This window comes from Coleofasciculus sp. F4-SAH-05 (genome assembly GCF_040222985.1).
In the GTDB taxonomy this organism is placed as follows: domain Bacteria; phylum Cyanobacteriota; class Cyanobacteriia; order Cyanobacteriales; family Coleofasciculaceae; genus Coleofasciculus; species Coleofasciculus chthonoplastes.
This window is the reverse complement of sequence record NZ_JAVKBY010000121.1, coordinates 16,326-41,748: the sequence shown is the minus strand read 5'-3', so window position 1 is coordinate 41,748 and position 25,423 is coordinate 16,326. Positions and strand designations below refer to the sequence as shown.

14 protein-coding genes, 1 other RNA gene and 4 pseudogenes are annotated in these 25,423 nt (G+C 45.0%); 4 read left to right on the top strand and 15 right to left on the bottom strand.

Annotated features, from left to right (window positions below; all coding sequences use genetic code 11):
* Positions 1-114: 114 nt before the first annotated feature.
* From RIG27_RS14625 to RIG27_RS14605, 5 genes and pseudogenes are all read right to left on the bottom strand, one after another.
* Entirely contained in the window at positions 115-2,181 is a 2,067-nt protein-coding gene (locus RIG27_RS14625) for a WD40 repeat domain-containing protein (RefSeq protein WP_446346245.1), read from the bottom strand.
* A gap of 91 nt (positions 2,182-2,272) precedes the next feature.
* On the bottom strand, positions 2,273-4,162 hold the full coding sequence (locus tag RIG27_RS14620; RefSeq protein ID WP_446346243.1) for an ATP-binding protein: 1,890 nt from the start codon (positions 4,160-4,162) through the stop codon (positions 2,273-2,275).
* A 226-nt stretch (positions 4,163-4,388) separates the two neighbouring features.
* Positions 4,389-5,728 (bottom strand): annotated as a pseudogene (locus RIG27_RS14615) (RNA-guided endonuclease InsQ/TnpB family protein).
* A gap of 410 nt (positions 5,729-6,138) precedes the next feature.
* On the bottom strand, positions 6,139-7,863 hold the full coding sequence (locus tag RIG27_RS14610; RefSeq protein ID WP_446346241.1) for a diflavin flavoprotein: 1,725 nt from the start codon (positions 7,861-7,863) through the stop codon (positions 6,139-6,141).
* Between the two features lie 277 nt (positions 7,864-8,140).
* Positions 8,141-9,859, bottom strand: coding sequence for a diflavin flavoprotein (locus tag RIG27_RS14605; protein WP_446346239.1), 1,719 nt, complete (start codon positions 9,857-9,859; stop codon positions 8,141-8,143).
* Between the two features lie 392 nt (positions 9,860-10,251).
* Here RIG27_RS14605 and RIG27_RS14600 point away from each other — a divergent pair, with 392 nt between their 5' ends.
* Positions 10,252-10,392 (top strand): hypothetical protein, encoded by a 141-nt coding sequence (locus RIG27_RS14600; RefSeq protein ID WP_446346237.1) that lies wholly within the window; start codon positions 10,252-10,254, stop codon positions 10,390-10,392.
* Here RIG27_RS14600 and RIG27_RS14595 read toward each other — a convergent pair.
* The gene (locus RIG27_RS14595) at positions 10,389-10,679 is read right to left on the bottom strand and encodes a hypothetical protein (protein WP_446346235.1); all 291 of its coding nucleotides are present in this window, start codon (positions 10,677-10,679) and stop codon (positions 10,389-10,391) included. The two genes, RIG27_RS14600 and RIG27_RS14595, sit on opposite strands and share 4 nt — an antisense overlap.
* Before the next feature lie 243 nt (positions 10,680-10,922).
* Here RIG27_RS14595 and RIG27_RS14590 point away from each other — a divergent pair, with 243 nt between their 5' ends.
* A complete protein-coding gene (locus RIG27_RS14590) occupies positions 10,923-11,957 on the top strand; it encodes a glutathione S-transferase family protein (RefSeq protein WP_446346233.1) in 1,035 nt (344 codons plus the stop codon).
* 141 nt (positions 11,958-12,098) lie between these two features.
* Here the strand turns inward: RIG27_RS14590 and RIG27_RS14585 are convergent, their stop codons facing one another.
* The 3 genes from RIG27_RS14585 to ssrA all read right to left on the bottom strand — a co-directional run bounded on the left by RIG27_RS14585 (position 12,099) and on the right by ssrA (position 15,988).
* Positions 12,099-13,760, bottom strand: a complete 1,662-nt coding sequence (locus tag RIG27_RS14585) for an adenylate/guanylate cyclase domain-containing protein (RefSeq protein ID WP_446346231.1) — start codon at positions 13,758-13,760, stop codon at positions 12,099-12,101.
* A gap of 317 nt (positions 13,761-14,077) precedes the next feature.
* Positions 14,078-15,115: a helix-turn-helix domain-containing protein gene (locus RIG27_RS14580; RefSeq protein WP_446346229.1), complete on the bottom strand. Its 1,038-nt coding sequence runs from the start codon at positions 15,113-15,115 to the stop codon at positions 14,078-14,080.
* Between the two features lie 481 nt (positions 15,116-15,596).
* Positions 15,597-15,988: a transfer-messenger RNA gene (ssrA, locus tag RIG27_RS14575) on the bottom strand.
* A 352-nt stretch (positions 15,989-16,340) separates the two neighbouring features.
* Between ssrA and RIG27_RS14570 the strand changes: the two genes are divergently transcribed.
* Both RIG27_RS14570 and RIG27_RS14565 read left to right on the top strand, forming a co-directional pair.
* On the top strand, positions 16,341-16,679 hold the full coding sequence (locus RIG27_RS14570) for a P-II family nitrogen regulator (protein WP_446346227.1): 339 nt from the start codon (positions 16,341-16,343) through the stop codon (positions 16,677-16,679).
* A 295-nt stretch (positions 16,680-16,974) separates the two neighbouring features.
* Positions 16,975-17,109: pseudogene (locus RIG27_RS14565) on the top strand (glycine cleavage T C-terminal barrel domain-containing protein); the annotation flags it as partial.
* Positions 17,110-17,186: 77 nt separating this feature from the next.
* On the opposite strand, the gene RIG27_RS14560 reads toward RIG27_RS14565, so the two are convergent.
* From RIG27_RS14560 to RIG27_RS14535, 6 genes and pseudogenes are all read right to left on the bottom strand, one after another.
* Positions 17,187-17,612: a cysteine dioxygenase gene (locus RIG27_RS14560; RefSeq protein WP_446346225.1), complete on the bottom strand. Its 426-nt coding sequence runs from the start codon at positions 17,610-17,612 to the stop codon at positions 17,187-17,189.
* Between the two features lie 260 nt (positions 17,613-17,872).
* Positions 17,873-18,472, bottom strand: a complete 600-nt coding sequence (locus tag RIG27_RS14555; RefSeq protein WP_446346309.1) for a LamG domain-containing protein — start codon at positions 18,470-18,472, stop codon at positions 17,873-17,875.
* Between the two features lie 48 nt (positions 18,473-18,520).
* Positions 18,521-19,915 (bottom strand): annotated as a pseudogene (locus tag RIG27_RS14550) (Dyp-type peroxidase); the annotation flags it as partial.
* 85 nt (positions 19,916-20,000) lie between these two features.
* Positions 20,001-22,514, bottom strand: coding sequence for a galactose oxidase-like domain-containing protein (locus RIG27_RS14545; RefSeq protein WP_446346223.1), 2,514 nt, complete (start codon positions 22,512-22,514; stop codon positions 20,001-20,003).
* 271 nt (positions 22,515-22,785) lie between these two features.
* Positions 22,786-24,681 (bottom strand): peroxidase family protein, encoded by a 1,896-nt coding sequence (locus tag RIG27_RS14540; protein ID WP_446346221.1) that lies wholly within the window; start codon positions 24,679-24,681, stop codon positions 22,786-22,788.
* Between the two features lie 420 nt (positions 24,682-25,101).
* Positions 25,102-25,398 (bottom strand): annotated as a pseudogene (locus RIG27_RS14535) (non-canonical purine NTP pyrophosphatase); the annotation flags it as partial.
* Positions 25,399-25,423 lie beyond the last annotated feature (25 nt).

The following is a 25,423-nucleotide window of genomic DNA, read 5'->3' as shown; positions in this document are numbered from 1 at the left end:
CCACGACTGTTTAGTTTGAATATATTATACCGCGATCGGCAGGTGTAGAGATGGTGTTTGATAATCTTTGTTTGGCTGATCTAATCTGCAATCAGGCGATCGCTCAAAATTGGCTTATCTGTTACATCCGCTACCAAATGCGCTGCTATTTTCTAACCGCAGAAAATGTACCATTCCGGACTGATCCCCTGCTAAAATCGTTATCCCATCTGGTGCTACAGCATAGCAATTTAACCAAGTATCTCCAGTGAAACTAGTAATCAATTTTTTAGTTTCCCAATCAAATATTTTTATTGTACCAGATACAATATATATTTCCCATTTTCTAGGTGGATCAACTACTATTGTCTTTCTCCAGTTTGCAAAACCGTTTTGGGTATAAATTATTTTTTTTGTTTCGAGTTCCCAATAAATAGTTTGATTCATCGAACTAGAAATTATATGTTTACCATCTGGTGTGACTTTCACATGCCATACATAGTCAGTATGCTCTGTAAAAGTAAAAGCCTCCTCTCCGGTTTCTAAATTCCAAATCTTGACTTTCATGTCTGCTGAACCTGAAATTAATTGCTTACCATCGGGTGTAACTGCTATAGCATTTACATGACGGGTATGACCTTTAAAGGTTTTTAGGTTCTTTCCTGTTTTTAAATTCCAGGATTCAATGTTGCCAGAACGCAACCCAGCAATCACTTGCTTACCATCTGGTGTGACGACCAAATCATGTACGGAATTTCTAAAGTTATTAACATCTGTAAATGTATTTAATTTTTTTCCATTTTCTAAATTCCAGACTTTAATGTAACCATCCTCTGAACCAGAAATTGCTCGTTGACCATCCGGTGTCACTGTAATGGTTTTGATCGCCTCTATACGTTCATTCTGAATCAAGATTTTTTTTGCTTTAACGGCTTCCAAATCCCAAATTTTTATCGTCTGGTCACTTGAACCAGATATCAAATGTTTGCCATCTGGTGTCATAACCAAAGAAAATATCGCACCAACATGACCGTTCCAAGTGACAAGCTCTTTTTTCGTATTCAGATCTAAAATCTGGATAACACCGTTTGCTAAGCCAGAAATTAGTAACTTACTATCGGGGGTTACTGTCAGAGTACTTACCGATGATCCTACCCGTTCTATTTCTGGACAGAAAGTAAAAATATGTTCTCTTGTTTCTAGATTCCAAATGATCGTGTCAATTCCAGCAGAAATTAGATATTTTCCATCCGGGCTGATCGCTATATTTTCCAGAAACTCCGTATTACTCCATAACGTAAAAACTTCTGTTAGATCTGCCAAATTCCAGCCTTTTATAGTGTCACAAGGAAAGTGTTTGATAGGTTGCTCCTCTAATCCAGAAGAGATTAGCAACTTATCATCTGGAGTGATAGAGACAATTTTTACTCTATCTGTATGAGCCTTTATTGTTTTTATATTTTTTCCGTTTTCTAAATCCCATAGTTTAATAGTCTTATCCCATGAACCAGAAATTAACCGCTTGCCATCTGGCGTAACTGCGACAGATACGACAGCATCTGTATGACCTTCAAGAGTCAAAATTTCTCTTCCTGTATTGACATCCCAAACTTTGATTGTTTTATCTGATGAACCAGAAATTACTCGCTTACTATCTGGTGTCAGTGCTATGGCATTTACCCATTCGCTATGACCTGTCAAAGTTAGTAGTTGCTCTCCTGTTTGAAAATTCCAGATTCTAATACTGTGATCAAGTGAGCCAGAAATTAATTGTTTGCCATCGGGTGTGACGACAATAGAACTTATTGAACTCCTGTGACCTTCAAAAGTGCGTAGCAACAGCTTGCCAGGAGGGTGTAAGCTAGGAGTCATAGGACGCAGCCAGGGTTCTATTGGCTGCACTTGTTCCAGTATCGCCCGAATTTCTGGCATATCAAACACCATCAACCGCCCCATCAATTGCCCAGCCAGTTGCGTTTTGTCTTTATCCAGAACGTGCGCTGACAGCCGAATTGCCCCTTGAATCAGTCTGGGAATTTCCGCCTTCTCCCCAGAAATCAGGACTTTAGGCTCAAAAGCTAGGTCATAATCCTCAATTAGCTCTTGTAACTTGATCTCAGGATGAGAAACCTTAGCTTCAATGAAATCAAAGTCAGTCAGTAACTCAAACAAACGGTGAGCCTGACCAGACTGCGCCAGCAATTGTGGTCGCGTCTGTAACCTGTACAGCCGACTGCCTGCGGGTAGGCGGTTTAACGATTCAGCTAACTTCCCCATGACCAACCGCCCCTCGCTACCTACTATTTACCATCATTTCAATAATTCCCTGAAGCGTTATCCCCGCACGCTTCACTGTCTTCTCATTCCGCAGAAAATCCCGGAAGCTGCTATGATACAGGCTATAGAATGTTTGTCGGTACTTTTCCTCTTCCCGTAAAAACTGTATCCATTCATCAAGTACCGCTTGCACCCTCACCGGTAGTCCTTTTTCTTCCTCACCATCAGCGTCGAGAATTGCCACAATTTCCTCAAAGGGGATAGGTATAGGAGATTCTGACAGGATATAGACAATTTTGATTTTAAACAGGGGCTTGTCATTCATGCCCATGCGTTCCCAGTGTTTGTAATAGTAGTCTTGCAAACCACTGGGTAAACCCCGAATCTCTAATTTTGGATATGCGCCTTTTTCAATGTCATCCAATACATAGCGCAGATACATGAAGTTTCCTTCGCTCTTTTCAACCAATGTCGAGACAAATTCCTCTTCATTAGCACCCCGACTTTGAATCCACTGCCGAATAGATACGGATACCGAAGCCCCTACCCCATTGATGCGCTGTCGAATATAAGCTTCTACGTCTTCTTGGTTTCTTGCCGGATACTGCATCACGTCAAAAAGCCGCTTATTATTCACCCGCAACGGTAGTTGGTCAGGTGGTAACGGTCGTTTTGTGACAATTAAATAGACATTATCGGGCAAATCTTCAGGTAGGTAAAGGACGTTAGCACCCCGACTCTGGCTACTCAAGTCAACTTCATCCAAAGCATCAACGGCAATGACCAATCGTTCATTTGACTTCAGTTTCCCTGTCGCTTCAGTGAGTAGGTTTTTGAAAAAATTACTATTACACGTATTTTCGGGTTGGATGTCTTGAGAGTGAGATAGTTCGTAATCTTGAATAAGCTGGATACAGACACTCCGGAGGAATTGTTCAGCGCTGGTTATCCCTTCATTGCGCTGGTTGAAATAGACAATGCAATCATTCCGCCGCACAAATTCTGCCAGGATAGAACTTTTGCCCATCCCCGGTTCGGCTTCGATAATAAAGTAGCCTTTACGCTGCTGCTGGAAAAATTCCTCAATGGCATCAAAGACAAATTCCCGCCCGACAAATCCCTTCGTCTTATCCTCAACAATCCACCGGAAATCATCGGGAACAGGTAGTTGACGTACTGATAAAGCCGCCATTTGATGCTTGAGGCGTTCCAAAGACTCCTTAATATCTCCCATATCGCGCACCACATCCCGCGCCAAATTCTGCAAGGAGTGAGTTAAATCCTTTACCGTCACCTGCTGCGTTTTCAAATTAGCATTAATCTGAGTTAGCAATTGTCCCTGAATCATCTCCCGCAGTACCGGATTCGTCTGCATCTCCACTGCAAAACAGGCACACATCCGTTCAAACAAGCCCACTTGGGGAGTTACAGCCTTGGTTTGGTAAAGTGCGATCGCATTCTCCTGCTGTAAAATTACCTTAAGTTGCTGACGTACCACCTGAACCGTATCCCCAACCAACGCCCCATCTGGGGTTAACAGGGAGTCAATATCAGCCACAGGTGTCACCGCTAATTCGCCAAATTCCCCCAATTCCAGCTTCTGTAAATCCGCCTTTAGCCGTTTTAACTTGTGGTCTAGCCAACTTACCTCATTTTTGTACTGAGGTGGACAATCCCAAATACTTTTATTCTCACCAATCAATTCACGCAGACACTCTTCCACCAAACTTTGCTGCGCCAACAAAAACGCCCGCCCCACCGCCGTTTGTATCGTCGGCGTCTCCCCAGGTTTCAGGCGATTCATCATCCTGATTAAAGTATCCAACCCCAAATCCGCCTTATTCCCAATAATCCCCGATAGGGCGGCGACAAAAACAAACCCTCCTAACCCGGTAATCAATTCCATCCCATCAGTCTCCTATCCCATAGCCTTAACCTCTATCTTGACATTGACCCAACCGCCATCCTCTAGGATATGTCCAGTAATAGCCATTCGTGGCAAGTAAAACATAGAGACATTCCCCCCGAAAGCCTCTCAATTATCAACCCAAGTTTATCTCTCCATACTCAGGACTTACGCAGCTACACCACAGATGGTATTGACTTATCCCCCGGTTAAAACGCGGGGGATTCTAAGAGGATACTACGGGACGGGCTAAAGCCGCGTCCCTTCGTTTGGTCTTCTTAGAGTTCCAGAGGAAAACTCTGGATGGCGCAGTCAAAAACGCCCTACAGACCTTGGCTAGGTCAAGACCTAGCTGTATCTCTACTTTGCGGAGGATATTGGCAGCACCGTTAGCATCGGCGTTGACGAATTCTCCATTTTTGGTGCGGTACATTCCGCGCTTTACTCGCTTCCCGCTCGGTATCCACCCTTCCGGCTTGGAGCCGAATACAGGTAGAGGATCGTTGTCGAGAAAACTAGCTTTAGAGGTGTAGCTTTCTTCAGTTTCTACGAACTGAATTCCGTATTGCTCACACAGTTGCTCAATCCTGTTTTTGAGACGAGCGGTAGGAATCTGAACGAATTCTTGGTTCGTCTTTTTCCCTAACTCAATCCCGTCTTTATTGCGTCGATTCCAACCGAAAACGACTGTTCCAATTCGATGTTGAAGGCAATGGTTGATAACGACACGAGCGGCTTTGTTAACTGCATCTCTCATTTGCCTATTGCGCCTTTCTGTGAGAGAAGCTAGTTCTTCATTCCAAAATCCTTCAGCTTTTCCCAACTTAATGGTTGCAACCCGCTTGTTGTAGAACTGGTTAAGACTCTTTAGCTTGCGTCCATCAACGATAAAGCTGGTCTCTACGTTAGAGACACAGGTCATCCAGTTGTCAAGTCCGGGGTCGATTCCTAGAACTCTTGAGGAATCTACATCTGCTGTTACAGAGGGCAGGAGGTAGACAAACTCAGCATAGAAGCAACCGTTGCGGGGGAGGATTCTCAACTCTTTAATGTCTTTGAAGTTGACGCTTCGGCTCCGCTCAGCGTCAACACCGAGCGGAGTCGAGGTGTTGAGGTTAGATGGCTTATGAATGAAGAAATCCGCTATCTTGAACCATGTCTTGACCAGCTTTCCTAGCGGTATTCTGATTCGACCATCTTTAATCTTCAAAGCCTGCTTAGGATAACTGACAGCAGAAAGACCACCTTTCTTTTAGGCAGTCTAGGCTGATCAGCCATCTTTCCTTTTCTGAACGCCTTCATCAACCCACCGAAGGACTTAAAAGATTCGCTAACTGTTCTTAGCGCTTGTTGGGCTGCTTGAGAGTAGAGAGCTTGGAAGTGTTTGTTGTTTTTGTACTCCTTTTCTAAGTCATATTTGCCGATAATTCGCCGACGTTTAAACCAGATTTGACGAGCATAATAAATGCCGCAGTTCATTAAGTTATTCGCTTCAGTGCAAATAAACTCTAGAACGGCGGCTAGCTCTTTATCTGGATTTAACAATACTTGCTGACAACCGTACAAGAATATCACCTCCCTGTTTAGGGTTCTATTATATCACTTGAGGAAATTACTGGCGTGGCACACCTTAATTGGTGGATTAGCATTGTAGGGGCGTATGGCGTGCGCCCGGTTTAAACGTCAAATCTATTCCACAATTTTAGCTGTGTCAGTCCATTACTGCGGGATTTATCCCGCAGTCTTTACGAATCGCTCGGTTTCATCCCTTGGATGAATCGCCAGGGCTTTCACCATCGCTAATCCTGTAAAGGTGCGTTACGCTTCGCTAACACACCCTACACATAGAGTCTTTGCGTAAGTCCTGCATACTGATAAAACTTGCACACCAACCGCTAACCCCTCTGCGTTCCTCTGCGCTTTCCCTCTGCTACCTGTAGCGTTAAAAAAATACCCTATCCCCCCATCCCCCTGCACTAATAATGTGTCCCCGACTTACGATGATGCACCGCCGTTACCCCCTCCGATAACACCTTGCCATTCGTCACCACCCCATAAATCAACCAATGATCCCCACATTCCATCCGATTATCCACCGTACATTCCACATACGCCAAAGCATCGCTAAGAATCGGACAACCATTTTCACCATCCTCCGTCGCCACCCCCGCAAATCTGTCTTCCCCTGGGGCAAAGGGTTTGAGGAAATGCTTCATTAACCCCAAATGCTTCCCTTCCTCTAAAATATTCATCACAAATTGATCACCCTGATACAATAACGACTCAATCGCCCGGTCTTTCGCCACCGCAATCGTTAACCCTGGTGGAGTAAACGTGGCTTGGGAAATCCAATCTGCTAACATCGCCCCCGTCAGTTCTCCTTGCTTCGCCGTAATAATACAAAGTGACCCAATTAACCGCCCCACAGCCTGTTCAGTTCGGGCAACTTGGGCATCACTGACGGGTTGGCGGGATGTGCGGGATTTCTTGGCTTTCTTCAGGGCTTGGGCAAAATCCGTTCCCGCTTCTTCGGCGTATTTCAGTGTGGCTTCAGTAGGTTTAAATTTGACCCGAATCGTCTCAAAGCCAAACTTATACCCCGCATCCTTAAACTTATTTTCAATCAGGTCAATTGCTTCACCACTCCAGCCAAATGACCCAAAAACCCCCGCCAGTTTGGTTTTCGTCGCCGTGGATAAAACAATCCCCAAAGCGGTTTGAATCTGGGTGGGTGCATGACCCCCTAACGTCGGAGAACCCATAACAAACCCCTCCGCCTTTTCCACAGCAGCGCGAATCTCCTCCGGGTCAGCGATTTCGCAGTTAATCGATTCTACACCAACTCCAGCCTTAGTCATCCCCCGTGCGATCGCCTGGGCAACCGTGCCAGTATTCCCATAAGCTGAAGCATACAACAGAGCAACGCTTATGTCTTGGGTTTTTTGACGTTCACACCATTGGCGATAGGATTGGGTCAGGGGAATTAAGCTATAGCGTACCAATTGCCCATGACCTGTAGCATAAAGCCTTGCTTGCACCTCCTCTATCTTATCCAGCGCCTTTTCCACCTGTCGCGCATGGGGCGCCATGACGCAATCGAAATAATAGCGGCGGTGTTCGCTAATTGTTGTCCAGCCTTCATCCATTACTTGGTCACCACACAGATGGGCACCAAATAACTTATCGGTAAATAGAACTTCAGTGTGGGGGTCGTAGGTACAAAGGGCGTCGGGCCAACGGGGATTAGGGGTGGGGATAAATTGCAGATGATGACCCTTGCCTAAATCCAGGGTTTCATCCCCCCGCGCCACCGTTACTTTTAAATCCGGTGCATCTAAGATACCACGCAGCGCGATCGCACCAGGATTGGAACAGACGAATTGAATCTGAGGGGCGAGTTCGAGTAAGGCTTTTAGGGTAACGCCTCGGTTGGGATTAACATGACCGAGGATGACATAATCGATTCGTTTGGGGTCAATCCGGCGTTGCAGTTCGGTTAAAAAGATTTCGGTGAACGATTCGCCCGGAGGATCAATCAGGGCGATTTTATCCGCTTGGATGAGATAGGAATTGGCGGTGGTGCCGCGTTGCAGGGCATATTCGATTTCAAATTTGAGTCTATCCCAAGTGCGGGAACGGAGAACAGTAGTATCGGAGGCGATGGGGAGGACTTGAACGTCGCGAGGGGTAGGAGTGTTCATAATATTTTAGCGTAGAAGGTTGTCTAAGAAGGGTAAAAGGGTAGAAGGGTAAGAGGGTAACAGGGTAATGCTTTTGTTCTAATAACTACGGGTATAATACACGAACAAATCGACCTAATCCTGTAGGGGCATGGCACTGCCATGCCCTTATACCAAATCGGAGTTGTCACAGGCAATCGCCAAGTTAAACAGAAAGCCACCTCACCTTCATCAGTCATACATCATTAATCATTGGGAACAAACCAACGACAAATGACAAATGACAAATGACAAATGACTAATAATAATTCCCCACTTTGCGATGGTGAACCGCCGTCAACGCATCCGCCTTAGATACTCGTCCGGCGTCAACAGTGGCGTAGACTATCCAATGGTCACTCAACTCCATCCGACTTTCCACCTTACACTCTACATAAGCCAAGGCATCGGTGAGAATCGGAGATCCATTCGTCGCTGTTTGTGTGTTCACCCCCTCAAACCGATCCGCACCTGGGGGAAACCGCTTGAGGAAGTGCTTCATTAATGCCTGATAATTCCCCTCTTCTAGAATATTCAGCACAAAGCGATCGCTTACTTGCATCAAAGACTCAATTGCCCGATCTTTCGCCACCGCAATGGTTAAGCCGAGGGGTTTGAAGCTGGCTTGGGATACCCAGGAGGCTAACATGGCACTCTTAATGTCACCTTTTTGGGCGGTAATAATATAAAGTCCGCCACTGATCCGTCCTAGGGCTTTGTCGAGATCACTATCCAGGGATTTCCGTTGCTTAATTTCGCGATCGCGGGTGAGGAGTTGCCCCATATCGGTTCCGGCTTCTTCGCAGAGTTGATAAGTGGCTTCGCTTGGCGTTTCTTTGACCCGAATCGCGGCAAATCCTTCTTTGAGTCCGAGGTTGCGGAATTGACTCAGTAGGGGGTCAATGGGTTCGTCATCTCCGCCATAGGATTCAAAGATACCCACGACTTGCTTGGATTTCACAGCAGCGAGGATGGTACTCACAGCGGCGGTGGCGGCTTTATTCGAGGCGGGAGGCATCGCGATCGCAATTCCCCCGGCGCGACTGACGGTTTCTTGGACTTCTTGTGGATCAGCCGATTTTAAGTCCATCATTTCCACGCCCACCCCAGTTTTGGTAATGCCTCGGGCAATGGCTTGGGAAAGGCGATCGCTATAGCCGTAATCAGATACGTAAAACACAACCACAGAGGTTTCGGCTTTTGCCTGGGCTTTACTCCAGCGCCGATACCGATCTACCCATTCCCCGACATGATGCAATAATAGAGGACCATGACCCGTGGCGACGGTGGTGATGTCTCCTAGTTTATCCATCCGTTTCAGGGCGGAGAGAACGGAACGGGCATTGGGTGCCATTAAGCAGTCGTAGTAGAAGCGGAAGTCGGCTTCTATGGCACTCATGTCTTCGTCGTAGGTGCTATCAGAACAGTAATGCATACCAAAGGCATCACAGGTAAACATCACTTGGGTTCCGGCATCGTAGCTAAAGATAGTATCGGGCCAATGGAGGTTGGGGGCATTGACAAATTCCAACACATGCCCTTTCCCTAAATCCAGTTGGTCACCATTTTTCACGATTTGCCGTTTGAAGGGGTGATGCACCAAGTCTTCCAGGAATTGAATCGCCACTTTTGACCCGACGACGGTAATCTCTGGTGCGAGTTGGACAATATCCTTGACTAAGCCACTATGATCGGGTTCCGTGTGGCTAATAATCAGATAATCAATCTGGCTGGGTTTAATCAACCCCTTAAGCGTATCTAAGTAACGTTCACGAAACTTTTCATGGGAGGTATCCACCAGGGCAATTTTCTCACCCCGAATCAGGAACGAGTTATAGGTGGTGCCGTTTTGCAGCCCAAACTCAATATCGAAGCGATCGCGATCCCAGTCTAAGGAACGGATCGCCGTTGTATCTGGCGCGATTTCGCCCGTCTGCATGGTTAAGCGCTTCTGGGTGCGATCGGTGAGTACTACCATTGATGTTGACTCCTGTATCAGCAACGTTTATTAAAACGATTTATAGTTTCTTCATTTTTACACGATCAACCCCAGGGGCTTTATCAGAAATCCTTATAGGCGTTGAGTAGAAATACCTATAAACCTTGTGAAAGGCGATCGTTACCGCTTTGTCAACCTTCCTTGGTACTGATTCAAGTTTATGCGTCGTTAACCTAACTCTTACACGAACCGCTAAGAAATTAATCCTGATTTAGCTGAAGACACGACTAACTGTATTACACTTATGACTTCTAAATTTTGTAAATAACTTGGCAATTTATTAATGTCTTTGTCTTTTTCATATAACTCATCTCTTTTTTGCTTAATTTCATCTTAAAACTACTATGATCTAGAAGAATTGGAAGCAGACCTTGGAACACTGGAGTCTTTGGGTTGAGAGCCGTTACCAAGGTCGTCCCAATCAGATGTCTATTGATATGCAAGGTCAACGCTATCAACGCAATAAACAAGTGTTAGATCAGATGATGAATAGCCTGAGTTTTAACCGTTAAAGTTTCTTCGGTAACTCGCTATCCACTTCGGGAAAATAGCGGCGGATTACGGCACAATCAAATTTTGACATAATAGACGAGGCGGGTTCACGTTCCAGTAGGAATTCAAACGCCGCCTCGACTAATTGTTCGGGTGAAACTTTACCTTGCGACCATTGGTTATAGTCGGATTGACTGAGGGTGACATCGTAGTTATACTCGCGATCATTTTCTAGTTTCACCTGATAAGACCAGCCGTTGTTACGTTCAGTTGCGGATTGGATGGTGATGTTAGCCATATCTACCATTTGTCTGGTGTGCTTTGGTTTTGGATGATCAGCAGGAAAACCCAACAGTAGTTAGACTATCATCCCTGGATGCGATCGCGATCGCTACTATTCGCCGCTATTCGATACAGTAATGGTGTGGTACACCTAATTTGCTGGGTTGGAATTGTAGGGGCGCACCGACGTGCGCCCGATTGAACGGTGAACTCTATGCCACAAATTTAGCTGTGTTACACCAGTAGGATAAAATTCAATTCTTCACTCATGGCAACATCTTCTTGGAAACCTAAAGGTACATCTCTCCCCTCAACCGTGATTATCCGGTTGGGCAAGTTTGTCTGGACGACAATGTGGCAGATTATGATGTCCAAACTAGCACCGCCCAGCAAAAAGGGAGAATACATTCGCCCAGAGAGTCAGTTTAGACAGGCAATTGGTACAGACGCCGGAAATCCCTATCCACCCGCCCCAGGGCGCTATACTCTGTTTGTGGGACTCGGATGTCCTTGGGCGCATCGGACGCTGGTTGTGAGGGCGCTGAAGGGATTGGATGAGGTAATTGGAGTATCGATTGTCTCGCCGTCTTCAGATCAGGGAATCTGGGTGTTTGAGAAACCCGAAGAAGGCTGTCACACGTTGCCGGAATTATACCAGTTAGCCCAATCCGGTTACAGTGGGCGTTCGACGGTTCCAGTCTTGTGGGATAACCAGACGAAAACGATAGTTAATAATGAGAGTGCCGAGATTATTGTTATACTCAACTCTCAGTTTAATCAGTTCGCTAAGAATGCTGCACTGGACTTGTATCCAGAGGATCTGAAGTCCGCGATCGCTGAGTGGAATGATAAGATTTACCATACGGTGAATAATGGCGTTTATCGCTGCGGTTTTGCCCAATCTCAAGAGGCTTATGATCAAGCCTGTGATGAATTGTTTACCACACTCAATGAAATTGATGCGGTATTAGAGACAAATCGCTATTTGTGTGGGGATAGAGTGACGTTGGCAGATGTGCGTCTATTTACAACCCTATTCCGCTTTGATATTGTTTACTATGGACTCTTTAAGTGCAACCGTAGCCGGATTAAAGACTATCAAAACTTAGGCGTTTACCTGCGCGATTTGTATCAGCTTCCGGGGGTTGCGGATACCTGTGATTTGGAGAGTGTTAAGCGAGATTATTACGGCAATCTGTTTCCGCTCAATCCTGGCGGAATTATCCCGAGTGGTCCCGATGTGTCTAGCCTTATGGAACCTCATAGTCGAGAGACTGTGGGCAAAGCTTCAGTGAGAAGCTAAGTAGAGTCTGCTGAATAAGTCTTGTGGTGGCAATAGACTTTCTTGCAATAGGCTTTCTTGCAATAGTTTCAACATATCGACTTACAAAGAACGTTTGCCATGGTAAAAGTTCCTGGTAAAATTTTGTCCAATGTCCAGTAGTTAAGATGGGCTAAGTGTAGTTACTAGACCACCATTCTCGCACAATACCTCTGTTGCGTTATACTGCTGCCACAAAACCCGATAGAGATGTAAAGGCGAAGTCTTACCCTTCACCCAAACAGGTGGTATTTTTTCTAGGGGAATACTCGGATCATTCAGCTTATCAAACGTACTTTGAGCGATTAAAATTTGCCCAGCTTGAGCCACGTCACAAATTCGACTGCTCACATTTGTTGTATCACCAATTGTGGCATATTGAATCATATTTTTAGAACCAATATTTCCAGCTGCGACTGTGCCTGTATTCAAACCAATGTGAATTTGAATCGGTTGTCGGTTTTCGCGAATCCATTTTTGATTTAAGCGGGAAACTGCCCATTGCATTTCAATCGCTGCTTGTACCGCTAAATCCACATCATTGGGTTGGCGATACGGTGCGCCCCAAATTGCTAGAATTCCATCACCAATGTACTTTTCTAACGTTCCTTCGTAAGGAAAAACAATCTCTTCTACAATGACTTGGAAATACTCATTCAGCATTTCAACAATCTGACGCGGTTCCATTTTCGCCGACATTTGCGTATAGTTGCTAATATCGGCAAACAAAGCCGTCACTTCTGTCTCCACCGTGGCTAAATTACCTTCTTCCCGTAACTTGCGACTCACCGATTGAGGAAAGAATCGTTCCAACTTTGCCCTCATTACTTCCTGTTCCTGCATCTTTTTATACAGGCGGGAATTTTCAATCGCGATCGCGGCTTGGTTGGCTAGACAAGTTAAAAACTCTAAATCTTCATCGGAATAGATATCAGTCATTGATAAGTTATCCACATACAATACCCCAATTACCTCATCGGCGGGTTTCAGCGGAACACACATTGCTGCATGAATCCCTTGTTCAACAATAGAGATTGAATCGTTAAATAAACTATCTTTACACGCATCGTCTGTGAGAATTGCATCCCCCTGATGACGGACAAAATTCGTGATTTTGCTACTGTAAAAATTCTCGTCAGTCGGGATGCCAGAGCGCCAGTTTACGGCTTTTTGTTCCAGAACACCACTGATTTGATTAACCATCAAAATAGTGGCTCGATCGATATGCATGATTTCAAATAGCAAATCGACGATTTTTTGCAGCAATTGATCAGGATCTTCGGGAGAGGACAATTGTTTACTGACTTCCAGCAAAATTTGCAATTTATCAACCGTTCGTTGATCAGCATCTTGCTGCTTCAGTTTAATAATAGAATTTTCTGACCTATCTGGTTGCAATAAATCAGTGATGGCAATTCGAGTTTTTTCCGGAGAGACTTGCTTGACAATTGAAATTGCCGTATCAGCGTCCGATGATACAGTTTTCTCAACTTGAGGGATTTGCTGTACAAACTTAAACGATACATCCCCTAAACGAATAAAATCTCCATCCTTAAGTTGACATTGTTCAACTTTAAACTCATTAACAAACGTACCATTCAGGCTATTGAGATCCCGCAGTATCACAGCGTCTGGGGAAAACAAAATCTGAGCGTGGTAACGGGATAGATAGGTATGGTCAACTACAATAGTGTTATCCTCTTCTCGCCCAATCGTATTCGCACCTAAACTTAATGGATAGATTTGCTTGTGTAAGATGTCACAAGTACAGATTAAGTAAGTCACTTGCTTAAAAAGGAGTAAGATTACTAAACATCGTTAAGGAAACACTATAGAATTCAGTTAACTTGCCAGAATCAACTCATGAATAAGGCAAATAGCTTCAAGCTTGCAATTCGGTACTGAATTACAATAAATGATCGTAACAGCCGAGTCTTATTTTATGTTTCTATATCACTATTCTGACGATAGGAATTTCGTCAGATATATCTGTGTTAGGAGTTTGTGAGGAATTGGCAAAGAGTCTATAAAGTGGTTATTCGTCATTTGTTAGCTTCTCCATCTTCTCCATCTTCTCCATCTCCCCTATCTTCTCCATCTCATTAACACGGAAATGCCTCAGGGGGAGCAATATCAGCTCCTGCTTGTACACCAGTTTGACTCGATTTAATCCCAGGCGTATGAGTAGATTTGCTAGTTGCAGCTTTTGGAGACATAGAGTTTTGACCAGAAGGAACAGGTTCAGGTTCCGCTGTGTTTTGGGGGGCAGATTGTTGATTCGACATCCAGTTAAGTCCTCCCACTGCTCCTGCAATCAACGTGGCGTAGCCTAGATATAAATGAACAGATTTAAGGTGAAACCCTGTAGCGACTGGATCTTTATACCAGGAAGGAACCACAGACTTGACCGGATCAATTTTTGGCAAAGACAAGGCTAATGTTACACCGTCTAACCCTAGAGCATAACCAAGCCGGCGAATAAAACCACGAATATAAATATCCTCTGGTAGCTGAGCTAGATGTCCCGTTTCTAATGCTTCAATTTGATGAATGGGGACTAAAGTTTGGCGATGTAGTTGCTGAAGGCTCAAAGAGCGGGATTGACGCGCTCGTCGCAGTTGTTGACCAATTTGCTGCAACATCTCTTCCCGTTCTAGGAAAAGCTTTTGCTCGGCTAATTCTGCTTTAGTGAGTTTTTGACGCGACCGAGTTTCGCCAATCTCTCGATCCGCTAAACTGGGCGATAAGTTTGTCTGAACCCTATGGGACATCGTTTCTTTCGAGCCAATGGGACGTTCCGTCTCTTCAGTTTGGGGAATCTCCAACTCCTCCTCTTCGGTTTCTGTCGGTTGATTCATTCCGTCAGAAGCCACAGGAGTCACCGGAACAACCTTATACTGTCTGGCAAATTCCTGAAATGTCAACCTTACGGCTTCTCGCCCCACCGCCTTGACCAGAATATGGGCGTTGCTTGAGGCTTCTCCTAACATCGTTTGTAACCCAGCCATGGTGCGGCGGTAAACTTCACTATCGATGAGTTCTGCCTCAATCTGATTCAGAATAGACCGCAATCCTTCCTGAGAAAGTTCAATGGTTGAGCTATCGATAAAATTATTACCATACGTAGGTTGCATTACCATAACTTGCTCTTGCTCGTTGTTGTTTACATATTTAAGGATGAGGTACTCCAGAGTCAGGGATTCGGTTGGATAGGATGAATTCCCTACTCCTTTTGGGCGGTCAAATCCTCGCATCCTTACCTCCAACATTATTGAATGAACACCAAAGCCGGAGTTTGGAGTTCATTCATCTGACCCGCAACAATTATTAATAAATTGATCAGGGCACTGAAGGCGTTTGATTACCTTTTTCTGTCATCAAGGCATTCATCCGGATAATCTGATACGAAATCCGGGTTAACTATTTCCTTTTTGGTAAGGACAAGGCAGATGGCAGAGGGCAGATAGCAGAAGGCTTCCAGGAAACAGCACCCTGGTGATACAGGAGGTTAATGAAGCAGATTTGGTATGAATTATGGCAAACTAATCAACGTATGATCAATGATTTAAACCCCTTCATGCTAGATGAAGGGGTCTTATTGCATCTGAAAATTGAATTTAGAAATGGAGCCTACGGGAATTGAACCCGTGTCCGCATTGGGTATTTACCTACCGATCATTCACAGGCTTAGCCCTTCTCATCCTCAGGGCGGGAACCATCCATTATCCCGGATGGCGGGATGCTTTGGTTGGGGTCTTTGCTAGAGAGCCGACCAAAGACAGCTCGCCTAGCGCATCCGTTGGGGTTGTGTCCTTAGCCCTTAACGGAGTCAGACTAAGAACGCTCGAACCTATGAGAGGTGTTTAAGCGGCTACAGGAGCTGCCTTACGAGCAAAAGGAACGATGTTGTTCGCAGTTACTTTTTTTTGAGTCCGGGATTTACGAGAGAAGACTCACTCTCGACCTGTATCGCGGGTTGGCTTTCACCAACACGTCGAAACCATTAAGGCCCCCCGTGATATATTTCTCATTTTAATCAAAAGTTTAGCGATCGACCACCGTAAAGAGTTGAGGGTTGAGTGTGTAGGGGCGGGTTTAGGGACAAACACGAATTGTTTTACCCAACTTGGTGACAAAACCCGCCCTGAGTTACTATTATTGTTTCTTGCCTCAACCCGATGTGACTAAACGCCCCGACTCAGTGTTGACCTCCTGGGAATTGGGGAAGAGGCGATGGGGAACCGACAATGCATACCGTACTTCAAAAAACCGTACTCCTTGTTACAAAAATTTCACTGATGGGAGTGTAAAACGTGTCATGCTGGTCTGGTAAATATAAAGAAACGTAAGTGAGGATCTAGAATCTTGAAAAAGGTAGAAGCGATTATTCGACCATTTAAGCTCGATGAAGTTAAAATCGTCCTCGTCAACGCGGGAATCGTCGGCATGACGGTTTCAGAAGTTCGAGGATTTGGACGCCAAAAAGGTCAAACCGAGCGTTATCGAGGTTCCGAGTACACCGTCGAGTTCCTGCAAAAGCTCAAGGTGGAGATTGTCGTCGAAGATTCCCAAGTTGATATGGTCGTTGAAAAAGTGATTGATGCGGCTCGCACGGGTGAAATTGGCGACGGGAAAATCTTCATCAGTCCCGTTGAGGAAATTGTCCGGATCAGAACCGGTGAACGGAATCTGGAAGCAGTTTAAACTAACGGCTACTAACCATAAGGCGGGACAAGATGAAGAAAAAGGGCGATTTGTTCCTAAGCGAATGAAATAACTTAGAGTGGGATGAAAAAAGGAGAGAAACAGCTTCTGAGGCACTCCTTAAAAAATATCTCACAACTCTTTCCTAGATGCGGCAAGACCGACGCATCTTGTTTCGCCTTATAAAAGCTCGAATCATGGCTTCTTCTGCATCTACAGAGTTGCCTGCTATCCACGTTAAGCAATAATTGTAAAGGTCGTTATAATTCTCCCGCCAGAGCAGCCAAAAAGTATCGCGATCGCACTTGCCTATTGTCCCACATCCCTCGCCAAGATAGGTCAACCGTTAGAGGTAGAATTTCGCGGTAAGAATTATCCCGCCGTTGTCGTCAAAAAACCCTTTTATCGTGCCAAAAAACCTTCGGATTAATCCCCTACAACCTTAACAGGGAAAGAACATGGAAAATTTAGAAATTTTGCCATCCCTATCTCAATGGGCTACTAATCTCACATTTTCCAGGTTACCCAAAGCAGCCGTTGAAGCAGCGAAGAGATACCTTGGTGATACGTTATCCTATCTGTCTCACGTAAGATAAAATGTTGATCATGATCCAGCGTTGGCTGATAGAGTGTTTCCTCAATTGTGCCTTCGACCACATAAATCCAACAATCTTGACTTTGATGATCGTGAATTGGGCTAGCTTGTCCCTTATGCCAACATAAAATCAGCAGTTCATATAAGTCTGTGCTGTGGACTAAATTGCGAGTATAAGACCGCTCGTTCCAGGTACAGTAAGGGTCTATATTATCTAGGTGTATATCAAGAGACTGAATCAGTTGGTCATAATAGGATGAATTTTTCGTCGCTGGAATACTCAATCCATGAATGAGATTTTCTAAAGAACATAGTTTTGAAGGGTGGCTTAAATTCATCACAACAAAGACAACTAAAATTTACAACAAGTGTATGATGAAACATCTAGCCAATTTACAGTTCTACTAAGTCAATAGGGAAAGGAAGACGGGAGATGATCACCTTTGTAGGTTCTTAGTTTTCACGGTATGTGACGCAACGAAGGGAGGTAAGTTTTGAGTGAAAGATTGGGAAATTGTGTAGGGGCGGGTTTTACTACTCTATTTTTGGTTTCACCAAGATGTGACTAAACCCGCCCCGACTCAGGTTAAACTAATCTTCAACTATGGTAAATACCGGAGTTGGCATTAGGAGTACAATCCGGGATTATATTGCCGTAGCGTTCATCCAATAGCCAGTAACCTACTAAACCTGGCTCATACCCAGTTAAGCGGTGGTTCATATTGGCTTTAATGTCTGCTTCAGAGCGGGCGCTATCCCAGAGGCGAGCTTCAGCCATGTTACCGTAAAAATAACGACTACTGTCTCCATCGAGGCTACGACCGATGTAGAGGGGAGTATGATTAACGATCAGATTTCCTCCCGTTGGTCCTTCTGCCTTCAATTCCCCATTAATGTAGGTTTTTGCCGTTGTGCCATCATTGGTAATCGCTAAGTGATACCATTGATTCCATTGAATCGAACCATTAGCCGTATTTGGCGCTCCCGCATTCCCACCGGCTGGAGTATGGAAGCGGTGGTGAACATATCCCGCATTATTTAACCAGATATTAAAATTTCGACCTGGTTTGCCAATAACACCCTGCCAAGCGTCTTTCGGATCACTGGGTTTAAGCCAAACTTCAACTGTATAAGTTTGCACCTGCAAACTCGGATTATCTGAGATGACGAGATAATCATTTTTACCATCAAAACACATGGTCGAATAGGTATCCAGTGTTTCTGGGGTGAGTTCTTCACCAACTGGACTCAACGTTTTTAAGAAACTCATACTAGGGGCAAAAAAGTATTCGCCACCCTTCATGTGTACCCACAGTTTAAACTTACATTCTGTGGTTGTTGATTCTCCCCAACCCGTGGGCCATTTCTGAATTCCAGCCTGTTGACCAATAATCGGATCAGGACCCGTATTCACATTGACAAAATTATTCTGGTTTGCCCAAGACGCTTGCATGAAATTGAACTGATTTTCAATATTGCCTTGGAAGCATAAAAACAGCAATCCTGAACCCGATGAGGATTCGCGGGTAATGTCATTTTCCCCATAACTAATCCCGCGACGGGCAATGCGATGACCCCGTTCTGTTTCTAAGGCTTGCTCGTAATTCACAGAAGAACCGACTCGTCCGGTATCCCCACGCGGATTGGTTTTGCGGACGTGAGCATGGAACGGACATTTTGTGCCTTGGGTATCATCGTCAAAGCCAAAACTATTGGTATCGGATGAGGCGGGTATCGATGAACGAGTGACAGGTGTGCCATCTTTAAACCGACCCACAGCCATGGCGCCCGCTAAATCCGGGTCTACCCCTAACTTTTCAGCCAGTTGAGCCACTTCTTCTTTGAAGGCTCTGACATTTTGTTCCAGTTTCCGGTAGACTAAATAACTGCCGTAGCTATCCTCCGTTGTCCCATTGGGGTCTTTAGCTAACACCAAACTCAGTGGCGCACGGGAATCCCATTTTTCAAATTCACAGTTGTTATATTTATCTTTGACAATATCCCGTTTCAAAAATAGGGGCTGACTCGTCCCATCCACATAGCCAAAATGTTCAATGGATTGATTTTTCTCGTTTCTGAGAATAAACCCATCTTCCCGATTGACAATATCAGCAACCTTGAGCAGCTTTTGTGACATCCGGTTGACTTCTTGGAGTAAATCCACCACATCATCATCTGCCATTAAGACCAAGGCATGAATTTCATCCTGATATCCCGGTTCCCATTCTTCCACAACCGGATCACCCATCAAGTTCCTCACGGCATCATTTTTCATGCCAAAGCGAAACGGCTGATCCTTGGGAGTGCGGAAGGGTTTAACTTCTAGATATTCATAGCCAAAACGAGATAAAAAGAAGTTGGCAAATAGACTCCCTTTTGCTTTGTATTTTCGGTAAAGTTCGGCTTCATCAGCCTGCTGTTTTGCCGAGGTCACATATTTGCGGGTAAACCCTTGAATCCATTTCTTGGCAGCATCGACTTGATCCGGTTTAAATCTTAAGAAGAGATGGACACTATGCTCTCGTCCATGTCCTTTGAGAATATTGCCTTGTAAGTCGGTGAGTAAGGTTTTGTACTTCTCGTCGGCTGGGTCAATGCCATACTCATGAACTGTGGTTAAATCTTGGTCAGTTAGTGCCATGGATATACTCCTGATTTTACGGGGGGAATGACACTGCTGCCGTTATTGGCAACGGCAACAGTGGAGAATTAGGAATGAAATGGATTTACGCTTGTAGCTTCACCATCGTGGCTTTAGAGGGCTTACCGATGTCATTGACATAGAACATCATGTAATAGCCCGGAGGGTAAAGATTCGCGTTTTCCGGTGCGGTGAAACTAATCGCAGACGGTGTACCAAGAGCAACGTTCTTAATCGTCGCTGGTGCCAGCAGTTGTCCGTAATCTAAACTGTGGGTTACAGTTCCCAGTTTCACCAGAACCAGTGAGCCATCTTGAGTGGCATCTTTGACTGAAATTGTGCCAGATTGACCATAGTTTAGAGTGGCAGGCGCCTTGGTAATTTCTGGACGCGCCCCAGGTTTAAACAGATAGGGGGGGCTGAAGATTTCGGCTTGCCAAATCTCTGCTGGCACAAAGGGTAAGGAATCTTCCTCGGCGAAATAACTGTTTTTGGGGTCAGCGTAATAGTTTTTCAGGAAGCTGTCATACTCAGCATCAGAATTAACTTTTCCTGAACCCTTGGGTTGATTGGGTTTATCACTGAGTTTGGCTAAGACGTAGTAGTCATCGGCATCAGGTAAATCATCAACCCGAACCTTTCCATCTTTTGCCCGTGCCGCTCGACGGGGATTACCACCAATGCTTAAAACACGAGCATCGGGTAACAAGAGTGCTCCATTATGATACAGCCGAGGAAACTGAGCTGAACTCATGGATTTCGCATGATAACCCCCTGGTGCATTCTCCTCGGGTGTCATCAGCACCGGTTCATAAATGGGATCATATTCAGCATATTCACCCCCATTAATCACCAAGACTTCTTTTGTGGGTAGAATCACCGCCATATTCATGGCGCGGGGTTGATCCAAAAAGTTGTCTATGGCTTCCCATTTACCATAGGTTTCACCTGAATTTTCCGGAGAAATCCAACGTTCTAAGCTGGTGGAAATCCGCGCACCTTTTGCCTTGAGGGATTCGTTCAAATCCGGGAATTGGGGCCAGCCGTAGGCAATGCTATTCGTGTCTACTAAACCCCCAACAAGTAGCACATCACCTTGGTAATAGGGGTCAAGGAGTCCAGAGCCATAAACCTTAGACAGTTCCTTGCGGTCAGCTGCTACTTCAAATTTGACATCTAAGTTGCCATTACCGTTATCGATGACGGACATCAAATAACTTTTGTTACTGGCGTGAATTTCGAGGGGGAATTTCCCTGCACCATCACCCGTAATCATTAACCGACCATCTGCAGTGGGAAAGATACGGGGATAAACATCGATACTGTCGTAAGCATCGATTTTCTTGGTAATTTGTTTCCCGTTGTATTCGTACTTGTCTTCGTATTCAACTTTGACATTAAAGGGACTGTCTTCAATGTAGTCGAGATCGATGTAACTCAGTTTCTTGGTTGTGGGGTCATAAATTTCAATTGTGTGAGCAATCTGACCCGGTTTACCAAATTTAAGTCCAGAGAAAATGACAATTTTGCCGTCAGCTAGGGGGACTAAACTGGGATACCAACGCCCTTCATTGAATAAACCAGCGGTTGTCCATTTGTTTTCTTTCCAGTTGTAGATGTTGGTTTGTTTCGAGCCTTCAAAGTTTTCGCCGGGATAGTAGCGATTTGTGCCACTGACAAACAGAACATTCCCATCTAATAGATGGATATGACCGGAACAGAAGAGATCATTACTTTGACCATTTTGGACAGCGGGGGGAGAATCGATGCGTTGATAGGTTCCCGTTTCCGGATCAAATAGAGACGTATTGTTAACGACATCATAGTCCGTCGAATCGACCCCATCACTAAACTCAACTTTATCACCGTCTTTGCTCAGGGTATTCCGATTACTACTGCCGTTAGCAATCAGGACTTTACCATTGGGCAGAACCGCTGTATGGACGGCTTGCATCCAATCGTCTTGGTTAGGGGGTAAGGGAACAGTTTCCCATGCACCCACTTCGGCTCTGGGATCATTAGCTGTCCCAAAAATCGTGGCAATGAATTTAGTCCCATCCAGATCAGCGTCTTTCCGAGGACCAACAACAAAATCGACATCAGAGCCTTTCTTGACAGTAGCCTTGATGTTGAAATTGACGCCCTGACGAGCATCACCTGCAATTTTTTGTGACCAAACTCGTTCACCATCAACGAAGATATAGCCTTTGATGCCATCACCACCGAGTTCAGCTTTTGCCAGTTGACCGGTAATCGTGATGTCACCATCGACTTCGCTTTTCCAGCGACGGATGGGCCATTTTTTGCTACCCGCTTTACTGGGTTTAGCCGACTCAGAAGATAGCTTAGTGTTCGGGTCAACTTGCCAACTGCCGCCTGTGTAAGCGGACATTTCCTCAAAGTAAGGAACGTACAGTTGATCGCCAACGTAGCCGTAGAACCAATTCTCTTGTCCTTGCGTTCCGGAAAAATCACTGATTGAATCGGCAATTTTGACACCGGGTGCAGCTTGGGCTCGCGCTGGAGTTGGGTTGACAATTAATGCCAACAAACCCAGCATGAAAACCGATAGAAATGCTAGGAATTTCCTTTTCTTCATGAATTATTTAGGTTAAAAAACTGTGTCTGCTTGAGTTTTTGTGTTTTGGGGTAGCCAACTCATCCTTTTTCTGCTCAGATTTAGTATAGGATGTTTTGGCTACCTTTTGACAAAAAAGTCAACTCAATTTGTGGCAAATTCAAGCTAAACGCTAATGCAAATCTGCCAATGATGACGACTCATCTAAACAGCGCGAAAACTGATTAGTTGGTCGCTGTCAGCGGATTTAAACGAGGATGCTTTCAAATTTTTAACCTGACATTTGCATCCATTAGATATAAGCACCGCCGCTACCTGTTGATGCTTCTGCCTTTTCCAAGACCCACCACTCTTGAGCATTTTCCACTGTTGTAAAATAGCCAGGGTATTTGGTATCCCGCGTCAATCGTTGATTTGTCCAGTAGAGGTTGGTCAGATAGACCTTATCCCCATAGCGAATTTTGGCATCACCACCATCGACTTTAGTAATCTGCCATCCTTGCATTTGCTGATTGTAGAGAGACCAATAGTAGCAGTTGTGCCGATCGCGAAAAGCTCCCAAGATGTTGCCTTGAGCCAATCCGGTCTCAGTCGATAGGATTTGCGCGATCGCGTTATGGGTTAGTTCTCCATTGCCATTTCCCAGTTTCAGCTTCACCCGACCACTGGCGTCCAACCGGGGGAAGTAATAACCAGAGTGATCGGCGCTGATTAGGTATCGACCATCTTGGCTTTTCAGGTAGAACTCGTCGCCGAATTTGATCGCCTCTTTCTTCGGTTCATGCTTCTGCACAAACTTAACCAAGTCTGCCATGGTGAAGTTATCTCCCTCACCTAAATAAGGCTTCCAGGGTTTGGGTGCATTCACGTAAGATTCGTGGTCTTCCTTGAGAATCCGTAGCAATGTCATCGCCACAATCCGACCCCCCACCGGTCCAAGTTTGCCACCATGCTCTTCCGCTTCAGCTAAACAGTAGAACCACAGGGGCGTTTCTGTGAGTCCGGCGGCTTGTACCTTCGGGTGCAGGGGAATCGGATTTACCCCAAACGCCTTGGCGACTTCTTCACCACTAGGTAGGCTATAGGACACGGCTCCCCTTAACAAATTACGGAATGCCAGAGAATTCTCACCCCGGTCTTTTGCCGCTTTTGGCACAAAGGGCAGATCATAGAATTCGTGCGCCATCCAGGTATCAATTTTCCGCGCATTCTGGGGTTCAAGCGAGCTATCCACCTCAAAGAAGAAACGCCAATCCACGATATTTTCGGGAGCCACGGCATTAAACACCGATAAGGCATTACCGGGTTTATCTTTGAAGTTCTCGAACAGGTCTACATTTAAGCGATTGGCATTAATGTGGTAGTGGGAACGAGTCAACGTGTGACCAAACCGATAGGCGGCGCCAGCAAATTCGACAGGAATGGTTGGTGCATCACACCAGATTGGATCAGACTTGTAATTGTCCGTGTCTAAAACATCATGAACGGCTTGATCGAGAACCTCTTTGACGATTATTCGGGGCAAGAAATCGTGGCGAACAATCCACTGATAATGCCGTTGCACCGCCCGTTTAGCTTTCTCGAATTCCACGTCTTTATGCTGAACGGGTTCAAAGATTTCGATATCTTCGTTTTCGATTCCTTCCAACACCGCGTTGTGGAATTTCATGAACAGCAACTGTAACTGAGAGATGATGCCGTTTTCATCATTGCGTGATTCAGGAATTAATGCCCGTCCTTCACGGTTACGCGGCAGATCATTGTCGGGATTGTTGTCACTGCCAATCAGAAAGAAATCCTTGTGTTTACGCTGATACAGAAAGGGGATGGCTTCGGGTCCATCGCCATAGACAGAATCTAAGTCAAATATCGGGGTGCGGATATTCGGGATTGACTCAACATCACCAAAAACTTTGTTGAGACCGGAGGTGGTATCAAAGGTGACGTCATGGTCGATAAATTGACCCAAGAAGACGTAGCCATCGGGAATATCACTATCCCCTGAGGGATCTTCATTGTCCCCTTCGTCCATGCTATTCGCCAGTTTTAGTAAGGCGTCTTCGACAGCTTGACGTTCGACAACTTTGCCTTTCGGTAATAGTCTGCCAAAAAATCCTTGATGTGTACCTTTTTGGGCTGAAGCCTCAAGGAGTTGTTGAAACGGGCTCATCCCGTGATGTTGTGGCATATTTTTTTTGTGCTAAATGCTCAATTGTTTCGATGAGAAGAGAACTCAACCTCTTCAGAAACACTGTATTAATGCATTCTCCAGAAATACTGTTTAATCGAGAGAGTGCCTTCTAAGCTGTTCAGCTTTTAAACCGTCTTTCAATAAAAACGATACCTATGCAGGTCGCGTTAAAAATCGCGCAAGGCTGCACAGTGAGGTTATTTTCGTTATTTCGCTTGGGGAACTCCAGATTAAACCAGTCGAGTCAGAAACCTCTTACTTAGGCAGAATATGTTTAACTCCAGTTGATGTTATATAGGCATTGTTTCACACATCGATTCATGTAACACAATTACCGATTTTTTGTAATAAAAATTAACAATTAAGGGTTTGAAAAAAACCATGAATTATAGATTAAGTTGTTCACAACTCATAAATTCATAAGAGTTGGTCGAATTGGGAAAGGAGTAATTCTAAGGCTTTGCCACGATGACTGTAGCATTGCTTTAGTTCACGACTCATTTGGGCAAAGGTTAACCGCTCAATCCGTTCTGTATCGGTTTTGCCATAGCGTGCAGAATAAATCCCCGGCACTCCATTTAAAGCATCCACTTGTAAGCCAGAATCATCGGCGATTGACCATTCACCCGTAGATTGGGCGACACCTAACGCCTTGAGACGAGCATTTGCTGCAAAGGTATCGCCTGTTTCCTCAATCTCAATATCCGGTGGCTTATGAATTATGGATTAAAAATTAACG

Bases quoted from the DNA above. Each gene is read 5' to 3' on its own strand.
- RIG27_RS14545 (WP_446346223.1), bottom strand. From the start codon at position 22,514: ATGAAGAAAAGGAAATTCCTAGCATTTCTATCGGTTTTCATGCTGGGT.
- RIG27_RS14590 (WP_446346233.1), top strand. From the start codon at position 10,923: ATGGCAACATCTTCTTGGAAACCTAAAGGTACATCTCTCCCCTCAACC.
- RIG27_RS14595 (WP_446346235.1), bottom strand. From the start codon at position 10,679: ATGGTAGATATGGCTAACATCACCATCCAATCCGCAACTGAACGTAAC.
- RIG27_RS14540 (WP_446346221.1), bottom strand. From the start codon at position 24,681: ATGCCACAACATCACGGGATGAGCCCGTTTCAACAACTCCTTGAGGCT.
- RIG27_RS14555 (WP_446346309.1), bottom strand. From the start codon at position 18,472: ATGTGTTTTGATGGTAAAAATGATTATCTCGTCATCTCAGATAATCCG.
- RIG27_RS14620 (WP_446346243.1), bottom strand. From the start codon at position 4,162: ATGGAATTGATTACCGGGTTAGGAGGGTTTGTTTTTGTCGCCGCCCTA.
- RIG27_RS14610 (WP_446346241.1), bottom strand. From the start codon at position 7,863: ATGAACACTCCTACCCCTCGCGACGTTCAAGTCCTCCCCATCGCCTCC.
- RIG27_RS14580 (WP_446346229.1), bottom strand. From the start codon at position 15,115: ATGGTAATGCAACCTACGTATGGTAATAATTTTATCGATAGCTCAACC.
- RIG27_RS14560 (WP_446346225.1), bottom strand. From the start codon at position 17,612: ATGAATTTAAGCCACCCTTCAAAACTATGTTCTTTAGAAAATCTCATT.
- RIG27_RS14605 (WP_446346239.1), bottom strand. From the start codon at position 9,859: ATGGTAGTACTCACCGATCGCACCCAGAAGCGCTTAACCATGCAGACG.